At 55.0% G+C, this 14800-nt stretch carries 12 protein-coding genes; 4 read left to right on the plus strand and 8 right to left on the minus strand.

Going from position 1 to position 14800, the window contains the following annotated elements:
* Positions 1-256: 256 nt before the first annotated feature.
* Positions 257-1195, minus strand: a complete 939-nt coding sequence (gene lrhA / locus V1587_RS17935; RefSeq protein WP_021241557.1) for a transcriptional regulator LrhA — start codon at positions 1193-1195, stop codon at positions 257-259.
* 938 nt (positions 1196-2133) lie between these two features.
* Between lrhA and alaA the strand changes: the two genes are divergently transcribed.
* Complete coding sequence (gene alaA, locus V1587_RS17940; RefSeq protein WP_008500204.1) at positions 2134-3348, plus strand: alanine transaminase AlaA; 1215 nt, start codon at positions 2134-2136, stop codon at positions 3346-3348.
* A 118-nt stretch (positions 3349-3466) separates the two neighbouring features.
* Entirely contained in the window at positions 3467-4066 is a 600-nt protein-coding gene (gene yfbR, locus V1587_RS17945; protein ID WP_090419955.1) for a 5'-deoxynucleotidase, read from the plus strand.
* A gap of 54 nt (positions 4067-4120) precedes the next feature.
* On the opposite strand, the gene V1587_RS17950 is transcribed toward yfbR, so the two are convergent.
* The 4 genes from V1587_RS17950 to yfbV form a co-directional block, all read right to left on the minus strand.
* Complete coding sequence (locus V1587_RS17950) at positions 4121-5953, minus strand: SLC13 family permease (RefSeq protein WP_371897335.1); 1833 nt, start codon at positions 5951-5953, stop codon at positions 4121-4123.
* A 75-nt stretch (positions 5954-6028) separates the two neighbouring features.
* Complete coding sequence (locus V1587_RS17955; RefSeq protein ID WP_371897336.1) at positions 6029-6688, minus strand: sugar phosphatase; 660 nt, start codon at positions 6686-6688, stop codon at positions 6029-6031.
* A gap of 11 nt (positions 6689-6699) precedes the next feature.
* Entirely contained in the window at positions 6700-7194 is a 495-nt protein-coding gene (locus V1587_RS17960; protein ID WP_008502874.1) for a YfbU family protein, read from the minus strand.
* Positions 7195-7285: 91 nt separating this feature from the next.
* The gene (gene yfbV / locus V1587_RS17965; protein ID WP_023312543.1) at positions 7286-7741 is read right to left on the minus strand and encodes a terminus macrodomain insulation protein YfbV; all 456 of its coding nucleotides are present in this window, start codon (positions 7739-7741) and stop codon (positions 7286-7288) included.
* Positions 7742-8078: 337 nt separating this feature from the next.
* Between yfbV and ackA the strand changes: the two genes are divergently transcribed.
* Positions 8079-9281 carry an acetate kinase gene (gene ackA, locus V1587_RS17970; RefSeq protein WP_063145415.1) on the plus strand — a complete coding sequence of 401 codons (1203 nt, stop codon included), beginning with the start codon at positions 8079-8081 and terminating at the stop codon, positions 9279-9281.
* A gap of 76 nt (positions 9282-9357) precedes the next feature.
* Complete coding sequence (gene pta, locus V1587_RS17975; RefSeq protein WP_047174245.1) at positions 9358-11499, plus strand: phosphate acetyltransferase; 2142 nt, start codon at positions 9358-9360, stop codon at positions 11497-11499.
* Positions 11500-11616: 117 nt separating this feature from the next.
* On the opposite strand, the gene V1587_RS17980 is transcribed toward pta, so the two are convergent.
* Genes V1587_RS17980 through V1587_RS17990 form a run of 3 tightly spaced genes read right to left on the minus strand, consistent with a single transcriptional unit; the run spans position 11617 to position 14781 of the window.
* Positions 11617-12570 (minus strand): transketolase family protein, encoded by a 954-nt coding sequence (locus tag V1587_RS17980; RefSeq protein WP_371897337.1) that lies wholly within the window; start codon positions 12568-12570, stop codon positions 11617-11619.
* Entirely contained in the window at positions 12563-13393 is an 831-nt protein-coding gene (locus V1587_RS17985) for a transketolase (RefSeq protein WP_371897338.1), read from the minus strand. Before V1587_RS17985 ends, V1587_RS17980 begins: the two co-directional genes overlap by 8 nt.
* Positions 13390-14781, minus strand: a complete 1392-nt coding sequence (locus V1587_RS17990) for a PTS ascorbate transporter subunit IIC (RefSeq protein ID WP_023617386.1) — start codon at positions 14779-14781, stop codon at positions 13390-13392. Before V1587_RS17990 ends, V1587_RS17985 begins: the two co-directional genes overlap by 4 nt.
* Positions 14782-14800 lie beyond the last annotated feature (19 nt).

Consider the following 14800-nt stretch of genomic DNA (forward strand, 5'->3'; position numbering starts at 1 on the left):
GCTTTTGTTAATTCAACCAGGAAAACGGCAACATATTTCCTGTTTTTTTAACATAGGAGGGATGTGGATGAAGTTAGAACGGAAAATGGACAAGATTTAAGCAAAAGCATTTAGCATGTTGATAAATATGAAGTATCCTGAAAACCCATACGCCATAAGCGGATATTTCTGCTAAAAAAAAGCCACTGCATGTGAAAATCACACGAGTGGCTTTTTTTTACACTTACATTTTGTTACCAGAATTCTGAGCTGGCGATCACTCAAAATCCCCTTCAACGATCAGGGAGTCATCCCCCCCTTCGGAGGTAACGCGCTCGAACTGCCAAGGGTTATGGTAGTTTTCCATCGCCTCGAACACCACTTTGGCCAACTCGTTATGACTGGACGAATTATGGCAGAGCAGATACTCAGTATCCGGCAGCGCAGGCAGGCCATCGGATTTGCCAAGAACGCGCAGATCGGGGCTCATCATCTCTACCGGACGGGCCGTTACACCCAGACCAGCCTTCACGGCGGCACGGACCGCTGGCAGCGTGGACGCCACATACGCCAGACGCCACGGAATATTGGCCTCATTCAGCGCCGTGAGCACCATATCGCGGAAAGGGCTCGGATCATCCAGTAAGACCAGGGGAACCGGCTCGCCTTTTTGCAGCACGTATTCGGCTGCGCAATACCAGTGCGTAGGCGATGTGCGCAGCGTCAGGCAATCAAACTGCCCGGGACGATGCGTAGTCACCACCAGGTCGACTTTATTCTCATTTAACATCTCAACCATAAAAGCATTGCGCTTTACGCTCACGTCCAGCGCAAGCTTCGGATAAACCGAGCTAATTCGATTGAGAAGAAACGGCAATATAGTATCCGCCGACTCATCAGATGCACCTAACGTTAGCACCCCTTGTAGGTTGCTAAACATTAATGACATACATGCTTCATCATTAAAGCGAAGAATTTTCCTGGCATAACCCAGAAGCTGAATACCGTGTTCCGTTAAAAGCTTATTACGCCCATGACGCGCAAAAAGCTCTTTACCAACCAGTTGCTCCAGCCGCTGCATTTGCTGGCTGACGGCGGACTGAGTTCGGCAAACGGCGGCAGCAGCTGCTGCAAAAGTGTTGAGATCGGCGACCGCAACAAACGTTCTCAGCAGATCGAGGTCGAGATTCATTATCGGACGATTTGCATTTATCATATCTATTCACTTTCAGGTTGCTCGTGCGGAGCTGCCCGGGTTGAAGCTGTGTGTGTACAGTTAAGCAATTCCCTCTGAAGATTTTCCCTCGCATCCCGGCCCGGCAGACTGCCTGACAGATAGTTATTGTGCTGCTTTATATCAACAGTCAGAAAGCACGTTTCATGACGTTATTTTTATTCTCTTAAACGTTCAGGATATTTAGATGTTCGCAGGTTTATGTAAATTACATTAAAGGTATAACACCTTTTCTGCCATCTGTATCGCAGCGCTGTCAACGTAGCAGGAGATGTGCGACACATTCCAGCCAGAGATAACTCTAACAATAACAATCAATTAATACGGAAAACCAGGGTCAGATATACAAAAAACGTGCATCTGCCCTCTGCTTTCCTGGAAGACATCTTAACCCAAATCCACTTTATTTATAAGTCTTATTGCAATATTAAGGATTAAAGAAGAATGTTAAGCTTCTAAACTAATTTTATTAAAATTAACTAAAGTTGCATTTTATAGGTTAATAATAAATAAATTTTAATTTAGATTAAGACCATTCATTAATGCCACTTAACATTAATTTCACATGGGTAACTTTTATCCACAGTATGCTATTACAGAAACAGGTATCGAGCATTCAGGTTTTACGAAAAATCACTCAGGGTGACTGCCACCGCTGTCTGGCTCACCACTTATTTTCAACAGCACATTATACAGTATTTTGGTAAATGAATAGCACATTTAACCTAAGCTCTCGCCATGCGCACAACTTTAAGACAGTGAAAAAGCGTACCCGCAGCGAAAAAGATTCATCAAAAATTTGTACCCCGCACAAAATCTTCTACTGCACACCCTTCAAAACGAAGCGAGGGGGGAGTACATTATTCCGTGCTGACTTCCACGGCAGGGAGCGGCAATAATAGCGAAAAGGTTAAAGGTTCATGTCCCCTATCGAAAAATCCAGCAAGCTAGATAACGTCTGTTATGACATCCGCGGCCCGGTTCTGAAAGAGGCAAAACGCCTTGAAGAAGAAGGCAACAAGGTTCTGAAACTCAACATTGGTAACCCTGCGCCATTTGGTTTTGAAGCGCCGGATGAAATTCTGGTTGATGTGATCCGCAACCTTCCCACTGCACAAGGCTATTGCGATTCAAAAGGACTTTACTCTGCACGTAAGGCCATCATGCAGCACTACCAGGCACGCGGTATGCGTGATGTTACCGTTGAAGATATCTATATCGGCAACGGCGTCTCCGAACTGATCGTGCAGGCGATGCAGGCGCTGCTGAACAGCGGGGACGAAATGCTGGTCCCTGCGCCGGACTATCCGCTATGGACGGCTGCCGTGTCGCTGTCCAGCGGTAAAGCGGTGCACTATCTGTGCGACGAATCCTCCGACTGGTTCCCGGACCTCGATGATATTCGCGCAAAAATTACGCCCCGCACGCGCGGTATCGTCATTATTAACCCGAACAACCCGACGGGCGCGGTCTACTCAAAAGAGCTGCTGATGGAGATCGTCGAGCTGGCGCGTCAGCACAACCTGATCATCTTCGCCGACGAAATTTACGACAAGATTCTGTACGACGCGGCGCAGCACCACTCCATCGCCGCGCTGGCCCCGGACCTGCTGACCGTCACCTTTAACGGCCTGTCCAAAACCTACCGCGTGGCCGGTTTCCGTCAGGGCTGGATGGTACTGAACGGTCCGAAAAAGCACGCCAAAGGCTATATTGAAGGGCTGGAGATGCTGGCTTCCATGCGTTTATGCGCCAACGTTCCGGCACAGCACGCGATCCAGACCGCACTCGGCGGCTATCAGAGCATTAGCGAGTTTATCGTGCCCGGTGGTCGCCTGTACGAACAGCGTAACCGCGCGTGGGAACTGATCAACGATATCCCGGGCGTCTCCTGCGTGAAGCCGAACGGGGCGCTCTATATGTTCCCGAAAATTGACGCGAAGCGCTTCAATATTCACGACGACCAGAAAATGGTGCTCGATTTCCTGCTGCAGGAAAAAGTGCTGCTGGTTCAGGGGACGGCGTTTAACTGGCCGTGGCCGGATCACGTGCGTATCGTGACGCTGCCGCGCGAAGATGACCTCGAAATGGCCATCAGCCGCTTCGGGCGCTTCCTCTCCGGATACCATCAGTAACGTTGTCTTTCGGCCGGGTGGCGCTGCGCTTACCCGGCCTTCAAAACCTGCAAATTTGCATCTTCCCTCCCCTCCCCGCACAATGAACGCCTGTCGCAGTGAAGACAAAAGGTAACCTATGAGTCAGAGTCATTTCTTTGCCCACCTATCCCGCCTGAAACTCATCAACCGCTGGCCGCTGATGCGCAATGTCCGCACGGAAAATGTGTCAGAGCACAGCCTGCAGGTTGCGATGGTTGCTCACGCGCTGGCCGCCATTAAAAACCGCAAGTTCAACGGTCAGGTCAATCCAGAGCGCATTGCACTGCTGGCGATGTACCATGATGCGTCAGAAGTGCTGACCGGCGATCTGCCTACGCCGGTGAAATATTTCAACTCGCAGATTGCGCAGGAATATAAGGCCATCGAGAAAATTGCCCAGCAGAAGCTGATTGAGATGGTGCCGGAAGAGCTGCGCGACATCTTTGAGCCGCTCATCGATGAGCATCAGTACACGGAAGATGAAAAGTCGCTGGTCAAGCAGGCGGACGCGCTTTGTGCCTATCTGAAGTGTCTCGAAGAGCTGTCCGCAGGGAATAACGAATTTTTGCTGGCGAAAACGCGCCTGGAAAAAACGCTGGAATCCCGCCGCAGCGAAGAGATGGATTACTTTATGCAGGTGTTTGTACCGAGCTTCCATTTATCGTTGGATGAGATCAGCCAGGATTCGCCGTTGTAATTTTTCGCCGGGTGGCGGCTTCGCCTTACCCGGCCTACGTTTCTATGCTCACGCTTAAAACGGAAACAGGACCGGTATCAATACCACGCACACCACCATCACCAGCACGGTGAACGGCACGCCCAGCTTCACGAAATCGCTAAATCGATAGTTCCCCGGCCCCAGCACCAGCGTGTTTACCGGTGAAGAGACCGGCGTCATAAATGCCGCGGAGGCCGCCATCGCCACCATCATCGCAAACGGGTATGGCGACACGCCCATGGTTTTGGCCATCGCCAGCGCGATAGGCGCCATCAGAACCGCCGTCGCGGTATTCGAGATAAACAGACCGATGGTGGCGCACATGATAAATAAACAGACCATCATCATGTACGGCCCATACCCGCCGCCAACGTCCATTAAGCCTTTAACGATCAGATCCACCCCGCCGGTTTTTTGCAGAGCCAGGGCGAAGGGCATCATTCCGACAATGAGAATTATGCTCGGCCAGTGAATGGCTTTATAGGCGCTTTCGGCGTCAATGCAGCGGAATTTGCCCATCAACAGGCAGGCGATAATTGCGGCGACCGGATTGGGGATCTCATCGGTCAGCATCAGCGCCACCATCAGCACCAGACAAAAAATCGCATGGGGCGCCTGGCTGTGCGCTGGCGACGCGTCGCTCTCCTCAACAGGCATGTTGAGCACCACAAAATCACGCCCTTTTTGCCCTAGCTGGCTAATCAGCTTCCAGTTACCGACGACGAGAAAAATATCGCCCAGCAGGATCGGCTCATCCACCACCGCCCCTTCCATCGCTACACCATCGCGCTTCAGCCCCACGACGTTCAGGCCATAGCGGGTTCGGAACCCCATTTCCCGCACGGTTTTGCCCAACAGCTCCGATTCAGGGATGAGCGATACTTCGGCCATGCCGACATCCAGCGCCTGATCGGAGAAATACTCCCCGCGTAGCACCATCGGCTCCAGCAGCTGTTCGCTGCAGAACTCGCGCAGGTCCACATCGGCGGTGGACATATCAATCAGCAGGACGTCCCGCGCGCGGAATTCCGACACCCCGTTGACGTTGACGATCACCCGACGAAAACGACGCCAGCGCTCTACGCCGATCACGTTCGCGCCATACCGCTCACGCAGCTTCAGGTCGTCAAGGCGCTGTCCTACCATCGGCGAGCCGGGGCGAATAGCCAGACGGCGCGCCCGCCCGGTAAGGCGGTACTCTTTAATCAGATCGCGGAAGGTGCGTCGCTTCCATCCTTCTTTGTTTTTGTCCTGTTTTTCACCTTTCAGGGCGAACCGGGTCAGCAGCATGTAGACCACGCCCATGACCAGAATAACCAGCCCAAGCGGGGTGACGCTGAAAAAGCTGAAGCCCTCAAATCCTTCCCGGATCAGTTCGCTGTTGACGACCAGGTTTGGCGGCGTTGCTACCAGCGTCATCATCCCGCTGATCAAACCGGCAAAACTCAGGGGCATCATCAGGCGCGACGGCGAGCTCTGCATCCGCATGGAAACGCTAAGCACCACCGGGATAAAGATGGCGACCACGCCCGTGGAGCTCATAAACGCCCCCAGCCCGGCGACGGTCACCATCAGATAGATCAGCATTTTGGTTTCGCTGCTGCCCGCCACCTTAACCAGCCACGACCCCATGATGGTCGCTACGCCGGTACGCACCAGCCCATCCCCGATGATAAACAGAGCGGCAATCAGGATAACGTTGGGATCGCTAAATCCGGAGAAGGCTTCCGGTAACGTGAGCGTACCGCTCAGCACAAACGCGACGATAACAAACAGGGCGACGGCGTCCATGCGTACCTTGCCCGTTGCAAAAAGAATAATGGCGATTAAAAGCAGGCTCAGGACCCAAATCAGTTCACCGTTCACAACCTATCCTTGTCAGTGGAAGATGAGGAATTTTGCCATAAAAAAGCCCCAGCAATGTGGGGCCATATCATGGGATTACACTTTTAGCGAGACGGTTACAACTCCGTCAGCGGCTTTCGAAACAGCCAGTGCCGTCAGGGAATCCAGCACAAAGTCTGCCTCCTCCAGGCGGGGAGATCCGGCCGGAACGTTAACAGCGATAACGTGGCTCCCTGCGTTCAGCCCGGCCAGAACGCCAGCTGCCGCATCTTCCACCACCACGCACTCTTCAGGAGCGAGGCCCAGCAGCTCAGCGCCCAGTAAAAAAGCGTCGGGCTCCGGTTTACCGCGCTTCACGCGCTCCGCAGTGATAAACACTTCCGGCTTCGGTAAACCCGCCGCCTTATGACGGGCGTGGGCGACGGGAATAGAGCCTGAGGTGACGATAGCCCACGGGATCTGCGCCTCGTTCAGATGCTCAAGCAGCTCGCGTGCGCCCGGTAACGCGGTTATGCCGTCCGTGTCCGTGGCTTCAATGTGTTCAAGATACTTGAACTCCGCCTGAATTTCGTCCTCAGAGCGTCCGGCCAGGAAGTGCCGTAGCGAGGTGATGGCCTGTTTGCCATGGATAAAATTCAGCACGTCCTGATGGTCGATGCCATGTCTGTCTGCCCAATGGCACCACGAACGCTCCACTACCGGCAGCGAATCCACCAGCGTACCGTCCAGATCAAACAGAAAACCTCTACACTGCACACGCACCTCCGTCAGGCATTAATGATTTGTTGAATTTCGTTGCTGCTTAAATGGTACTGACGCGGGCAGGCGTGCCACGCGCTGAGCATACGCTGATATTTATCCCACATTGGGGTCTGCGCGTTGAAGCCGTGGGTGCCCGCGTCAAAGTGGGTATAGCGCCCTTCGGTATTCACCATAAAGCGAACATAGCTCAGATAACGCGCTTCCGTTGCGGCATCAAAGCCTAAGAAGGTCACGCGGCGCTCGTCAATGGACTGTTGATCTTTGAGATTCGTCCAGGACACGTGCAGGGCGTGATACATCTCCATTATGTCGATCACGATGCGGCAGGTTTCTTCTTTCAGCTCGCCAAACTCGCGGTCCAGTTCGCGCATTTGCAAACCAAAACCGCGTTCGACGATGGTTTGCAGGCGGCTGTAGCGCGCAGCGTTATCGGGATCAAGCATAGTCATCATTTTGTACTGATTGGACAAAATCAGACGTTGAGCATGGGTCATTTCCATCATTCGACTCCTGTAGCGCATTGCACTTAAAAAAAAGACACGGTAACTGATTGTTACTGTGCCTTCTTTTCGTCGTCGTTTCGATGATCAATCACAAATCATCGAGGAATGTTTTATCCAGTTGCTTAAAAGCACGCTTTAACGTGTCCGCCAGCGCCTGGTAATCCGGCTTGCCTTCAACCGGGGCGAGCGCCTGTCCGGCCTCCTCCAGTTTTCCGCGCACTTCATAAAACCAGTGTAAAATAGAAGGGGGAAGTGGGGTGATGGACCGTTTACCTAACCACCACAGGCCCTGCATCGGCAGGCTTAACGCGAAGAGCGCCGTCGCGACTGCAGGACCAAGCTGCCCGCCCAACGCAATCTGCCAGCACAGCGTAAAGACAGCGACAGGCGGCATAAAGCGAATCGCGTAGCGCGTGGCGCGGATGGTGCGATTCTCAATGAACATAGGCGCAAGGCGCTTTTCCATCGGCCACGTCTTTGCGTAATGCTGTCCCCGACGAAACAGACTGAAGAAATTTACGGACGGGTTCTCTGGTGTCGACATGGCTGTACCTCAACTTCACATATAAAAATTAAAATTTTCGTGCAAAACCACAACAAGCTATGACAACGTTCAAAATATTTTGTCATCTCTACCCCGTATCGGGTATCCTGTGCCAGCCTGATAGGGCCATAGACGAGAATCATTAACTCGTCAAATTATTGCATATTATGCCATTGGCTGAAAATTGTGCAAAATGGCATAAAATCATAGTTATTTCTTTCATCATGCCACAATGTTCGTTTGGCATGATGTTAATCATAAATGTCTGAGTCGTCATGCGTTACGCTGTTAGACTCACTGACGTTTTTTTAGCCACGTATCAATAATAGGTACTTCCATGTCGAGTAAGTTAGTACTGGTTCTGAACTGCGGTAGCTCCTCACTGAAATTCGCCATCATCGATGCGCTCAACGGTGACGAATACCTCTCTGGTTTGGCCGAATGTTTCCATCTGCCTGAAGCACGTATCAAGTGGAAGATGGACGGCAGCAAACAAGAAGCGGCTTTAGGTGCAGGCGCCGCTCACAGTGAAGCGCTGAACTTTATCGTTAACACTATTCTGGCACAAAAACCAGAACTGTCTGCTCAGCTGACTGCGATTGGTCACCGTATCGTCCACGGCGGCGAAAAATACACCAGCTCCGTCGTCATCGACGAATCTGTGATCCAGGGCATCAAAGACTCTGCCTCTTTCGCACCGCTGCACAACCCGGCTCACCTGATCGGTATCGCTGAAGCGCTGAAATCCTTCCCGAATCTGAAAGACAAAAACGTGGCCGTGTTCGACACCGCGTTCCATCAGACCATGCCGGAAGAGTCTTACCTCTATGCCCTGCCGTACAGCCTGTACAAAGAACACGGCGTACGTCGTTACGGCGCGCACGGCACCAGCCACTTCTATGTGACTCAGGAAGCCGCAAAAGTTCTGAACAAGCCGGTTGAAGAACTGAATATCATCACCTGCCACCTGGGCAACGGTGGTTCTGTTTCTGCTATCCGCAACGGTAAATGTGTTGATACGTCCATGGGTCTGACCCCGCTGGAAGGTCTGGTGATGGGTACCCGTTCCGGTGACATCGACCCGGCGATCATCTTCCACCTGCACGACACCCTGGGCATGAGCGTTGACCAGATCAACAAAATGCTGACCAAAGAGTCTGGCCTGCTGGGCCTGACCGAAGTCACCAGCGACTGCCGTTACGTTGAAGACAACTACGCAGAGAAAGAAGACGCTAAACGTGCAATGGACGTTTACTGCCACCGTCTGGCGAAATACATCGGCTCTTATACCGCGCTGATGGAAGGCCGTCTGGACGCGGTTATCTTCACCGGTGGTATCGGTGAGAACGCGGCAATGGTTCGTGAACTGTCCCTGGGCAAACTGGGCGTTCTGGGCTTCGAAGTTGATCACGAGCGTAACCTGGCTGCCCGCTTCGGCAAGTCTGGCTTCATCAACAAAGAAGGCACCCGCCCTGCTCTCGTTATCCCAACTAACGAAGAACTGGTCATCGCGCAAGACGCGCACCGCCTTACTGCCTGATTCCACACCGCCAGCAATGCTGGCGGTGCTGTTTTGTAACCCGCCCCATTTGGGCGGTAACGAAAGAGGATAAACCGTGTCCCGTACTATTATGCTGATCCCTACCGGAACCAGCGTCGGCCTGACCAGCGTCAGCCTTGGCGTTATCCGTGCTATGGAACGCAAAGGCGTTCGTCTGAGCGTCTTTAAGCCAATCGCCCAACCGCGTGCCGGTGGCGATGCGCCAGACCAGACCACCACCATCGTTCGCAAGAACTCCAATCTGCCAGCGGCTGAACCGCTGAAGATGAGCCACGTTGAATCTCTGCTGTCCAGCAACCAGAAAGACGTGCTGATGGAAGAGATCATCGCCAACTACCATGCCAACGCGCAAGACGCGGAAGTGGTGCTGGTTGAAGGTCTGGTCCCAACGCGCAAACACCAGTTTGCCCAGTCTCTGAACTTTGAAATCGCGAAAACCCTGAACGCAGAGATCGTTTTCGTGATGTCTCAGGGCACCGACACCCCAGAGCAGCTGAACGAGCGTATCGAGCTGACGCGCAGCAGCTTCGGCGGCGCGAAAAACACCAACATCACCGGCGTGATCGTCAACAAGCTGAACGCGCCAGTGGATGAGCAGGGCCGTACTCGCCCTGACCTGTCCGAGATCTTCGACGACTCTTCCAAAGCGAAAGTCATCAAAGTTGACCCGGCTAAGCTGCAGGAATCCAGCCCGCTTCCAGTTCTGGGCGCGGTGCCATGGAGCTTCGATCTGATTGCCACCCGTGCAATCGACATGGCGCGTCACCTGAACGCCACCATCGTTAACGAAGGCGACATCAACACCCGCCGCGTGAAGTCCGTGACCTTCTGTGCGCGTAGCATTCCGCACATGCTGGAACACTTCCGCGCAGGTTCCCTGCTGGTGACCTCCGCAGACCGTCCTGACGTGCTGGTTGCAGCCTGCCTGGCCGCAATGAACGGCGTGGAAATCGGTGCGATCCTGCTGACCGGTGCCTACGAGATGGACCCGCGCGTCAGCAAGCTGTGCGAACGCGCTTTCGCCACCGGCCTGCCGGTCTTCATGGTGAACACCAACACCTGGCAGACCTCCCTGAGCCTGCAGAGCTTCAACCTGGAAGTACCGGTTGATGACCACGAGCGTATCGAGAAAGTTCAGGAATACGTTGCGGGCTACATCAACGCAGACTGGATCGAATCCCTGACTGCGACCTCCGAGCGCAGCCGCCGTCTGTCTCCTCCAGCATTCCGTTACCAGCTGACCGAGCTGGCGCGTAAAGCGGGCAAACGCGTTGTTCTGCCAGAAGGCGACGAACCACGTACCGTTAAAGCGGCTGCCATCTGCGCAGAGCGCGGCATCGCGACCTGTGTGCTGCTGGGTAACCCGGATGAGATCAACCGCGTAGCGGCCTCTCAGGGCGTAGAGCTGGGCGCAGGCATCGAAATCGTTGACCCTGAAGTGGTTCGCGAAAGCTACGTTGCCCGTCTGGTTGAGCTGCGTAAGAGCAAAGGCATGACCGAAGCCGTTGCGCGCGAGCAGCTGGAAGACAACGTGGTGCTGGGTACGCTGATGCTGGAGCAGGACGAAGTTGACGGTCTGGTTTCCGGCGCGGTTCACACCACGGCGAACACCATCCGTCCACCGCTGCAGCTGATCAAAACCGCGCCAGGCAGCTCTCTGGTGTCTTCCGTGTTCTTCATGCTGCTGCCTGAACAGGTTTACGTTTACGGCGACTGCGCGATCAACCCGGATCCAACTGCAGAACAGCTGGCTGAGATCGCGATTCAGTCCGCAGACTCCGCGATTGCCTTCGGTATCGAACCGCGCGTAGCGATGCTCTCCTACTCCACCGGCACCTCTGGTGCAGGTAGCGACGTAGAGAAAGTGCGTGAAGCGACCCGTCTGGCTCAGGAAAAACGTCCTGACCTGATGATCGACGGCCCGCTGCAGTACGACGCCGCTGTCATGGCCGACGTTGCGAAATCCAAAGCGCCGAACTCGCCGGTTGCAGGTCGCGCTACCGTGTTCATCTTCCCGGATCTGAACACCGGTAACACCACCTACAAAGCGGTACAGCGTTCTGCCGACCTGATCTCCATCGGGCCAATGCTGCAGGGCATGCGTAAACCTGTGAACGACCTGTCTCGTGGCGCACTGGTAGACGATATCGTCTACACCATCGCGCTGACGGCGATCCAGTCTTCGCAGCAGCAGTAATTGTAAGGTCTTGCCGGATTGCGCTTCGCTTATCCGGCCTACAGGACCGTAGGCCCGGTAAGCGCGAGCGCCACCGGGCAACAAAAAGGCGACCACTCAACCGGTCGCCTTTTTTATTTACAGCAGCTCGCGCGCCGCCGATACAATGTCATGTGCCGTCAGGCCATACTCTTTTTGCAGGAAATCCTGTGTCCCCACCTGGCCGTAACGCTCCTTGACGCCCACCCGCCGCATCGGCACCGGGCAGGTTTCCACCAGCACTTCCGCCACCGCCGACCCCAGCCCGTTGTGAATGCTGTGGTTTTCACAGGTGACGATGCGCCCGGTTTTCTCGGCGTAGTTTTTCACCAGCATCCGGTCGATGGGCTTCAGGGTAAACATGTCGATGACCGCCGCGCTGACGCCCTCCTGCTCAAGCTGGCGCGCCGCTTCCAGCGCTTCCGACACCATGATGCCGTTGGCAATCAGGGTGATATCGGTTCCTTCGCGCAGCACGTTGCCTTTGCCAATGGTGAAGGTTGAGCCAGGGGCATACACGCTCGGCGCCTGCTTACGGATGGTACGAACCCAGTAGAAGCCCTCGAGGTCGATAAGCTGGCGCAGCACGTCCTCGAACATCACCGCGTCGGTGACTTCGAGCACCACCGAATGCGCCAGACCGCGCACGATGCCCATATCCTCAAACGACATATGCGTTCCGCCGTTGTGGCAGGCCGTCACGCCCGCGTCTGAGGCAATCACCTTCACGTTGTTGCGCTGATAGTCCAGGGACATAAACAGCTGGTCAAAGCAGCGGCGGCTGGCAAAGGCGGTGAAGGTGTGTACGAACGGCTTGCGTCCGGTAAGCGACAGCCCGGCTGCCGTGCCGATGACGTTGGCTTCCATAATGCCGCAGTTAATCACGTGCTGCGGATAATCGCGCGCCACGCCGTCCATCGCCATTGAGCTCATCAGATCCGCTTCCAGGGCGATAATCTCGCTTCCCGCCTCAATCTGCTTTGCCACAAAGCCCGCGTAGACTTTACGCATCTCAACGGCGTCTTTCTGTCCTGCCGGTGCAACCTTAATCATGTGAAGCCTCCAGTTGGCGAATCGTCTCGTTGAGGGCCGCTTTGCTCTCCGCGGTCAACCGCAGGTGGTGCGAGTTGCTGAGCTGTTCCAGGTACGGCACCCCCTGGCCTTTGATGCTGTCGAGGATGACGACTAACGGACGCGCATCGGCTGCCGGGATCCGCGATGTCACTGCCAGCAGACCCGGAATGTCGTCCCCCTTCACCGTCGCCACCTCAAAGCCAAAGGCGCGGAATTTGCCCTCCAGGTCAAACGCGCTGATGATCTCGTCCAGCTCGCCGTCGAGCTGCTGTTTGTTCCAGTCGACAAATACCGTCAGGTTGTTCAGGCGATGGTGGGCAATAAACTGGAACGCCTCCCAGCACTGTCCCTCGTTCAGCTCGCCGTCACCGACGATGCAGAAGACGCGATTCGGTCGCCCCGCCAGCCTGTGCGACAGCGCCATACCGCCAGCAATTGAGATCCCCTGCCCCAGCGAACCGGTGGTGGCATCCACGCCGCGTGTTTTCAGACGGTCCGGGTGGCTTGGCAGGCGCGTGCCGTTCTGGTTCAGGGTGCTCAGCTCTTCCACCGGGAAGTAGCCCTTGATCGCCAGCGTGCTGTAGAGCGCCGGGCCCGCATGGCCTTTCGACAGGACAAAGTAGTCTCGCTCCGGCCAGTCCGGATCCGCCGGGTCAATTTTCATCACTGCGCCGTACAGCACGGCCAGGGTCTCAACCACCGACATGCTGCCCCCGTAGTGCCCAAAGCCCAGCTGCGTCAGGGATTTCAGCGTCTCAAGACGAATCTGACGCGCGAGTTCGGTTATTTCTTTCTCATTCATGATTTGGCTCCGGTGTTTTCCTGCGCGTTACCGCCCGCAGGTTTGTTTTTCGCGAAGACGTTGTACGCCACCAGCAGCGCGAACAGCGCCACAACCAGCCCGGTGATGGCAAGCGGCGACAGGAAGCGCGCCAGGTTGCCGAGGACAATCCCGACCGCGCCAAAGTCGGCGTCCGAGAAGGTAGTGTTGGCAAAGCCAATGGCGCCCAGTACCGGCAGCAGCAGGACCGGCAGGAAGGTGATCAGCAGGCCGTTGGCAAAGGCGCCAATCATTGCCCCGCGACGTCCGCCGGTGGCGTTACCGAACACGCCCGCCGTTGCGCCGGTGAAGAAGTGCGGCACCACGCCCGGGAGGATCAGCACCCAGCTAAACTGACCGCAGATGAACAACCCCACAATCCCGCCAAGGAAGCTGAACAGAAAGCCAATCAGTACCGCGTTTGGCGCATAGGGATAGACCACCGGGCAGTCCAGCGCAGGACGCGCGTTCGGCACCAGTTTTTCCGAGAATCCGGTAAAGGCCGGGACGATTTCCGCAAGAATCAGGCGTACGCCCTGCAGGATAATGAACACGCCCGCCGCGAAGGTGATCGCCATGATGATGGCGTAGACGAGATAGTTCTGACCGGCGCTGAAGGTGGCCTCGACGTACTCGCGCCCGGCGCTCACCGCCATGATCAGGTAGATAATCATCATAGTCAGGGAGATGGAGATCGAACTGTCGCGCAGGAAGCTCAGGTTCTTCGGCAGGTTCATCTCTTCGGTTGAGCGGGAGCCTTTGCCGACCTTGCTGCCAATCCAGCCGGACAGCACGTAGCCCAGCGTGCCGAAGTGGCCGAAGGCAATCTCATCGTTGCCGGTAATGCGCTTCATGTAGCGCTGCGCAATCGCCGGGAAGAAGGCCATGATCAGGCCGAGGATCAGTGACCCGGTAAAGACCAGCCCCACGCCCTCAAAGCCCGCCACCGTCAGGATCACGCCAATCATGCACGCCATATAAAACGTGTGGTGTCCGGTCAGGAAGATATACTTCAGGCGGGTAAAGCGGGCGACGATAATATTCGCCACCATCCCGAAGGCCATAATAAGCGCGGTCGCTGCACCGTACTTTTCCAGCGCAATGGACACTATCGCTTCATTGTTTGGAATAATGCCCTGGATAGTAAAGGCGTGTTCAAACATACCGCCTAATGGATTTAATGACCCAACCAGCACCGTGGCGCCGCCGCCCAGTACAATAAAGCCCAGGATGGTTTTAATGGTTCCTTTCACCACGTCGGAAAACGCTTTTTTCTGCGCAACCAGACCGATTAACGCAATTAAACCCACCAGCACCGAAGGGACTTTTAAAATATCAACAACGAAATTCAGCGTTTCAAGGATAAACATATCCACCTCGCCTTATCAG

Source organism: Enterobacter sp. ECC-249 (assembly GCF_043965265.1).
Taxonomy (GTDB): Bacteria; Pseudomonadota; Gammaproteobacteria; order Enterobacterales; family Enterobacteriaceae; genus Enterobacter; species Enterobacter quasiroggenkampii.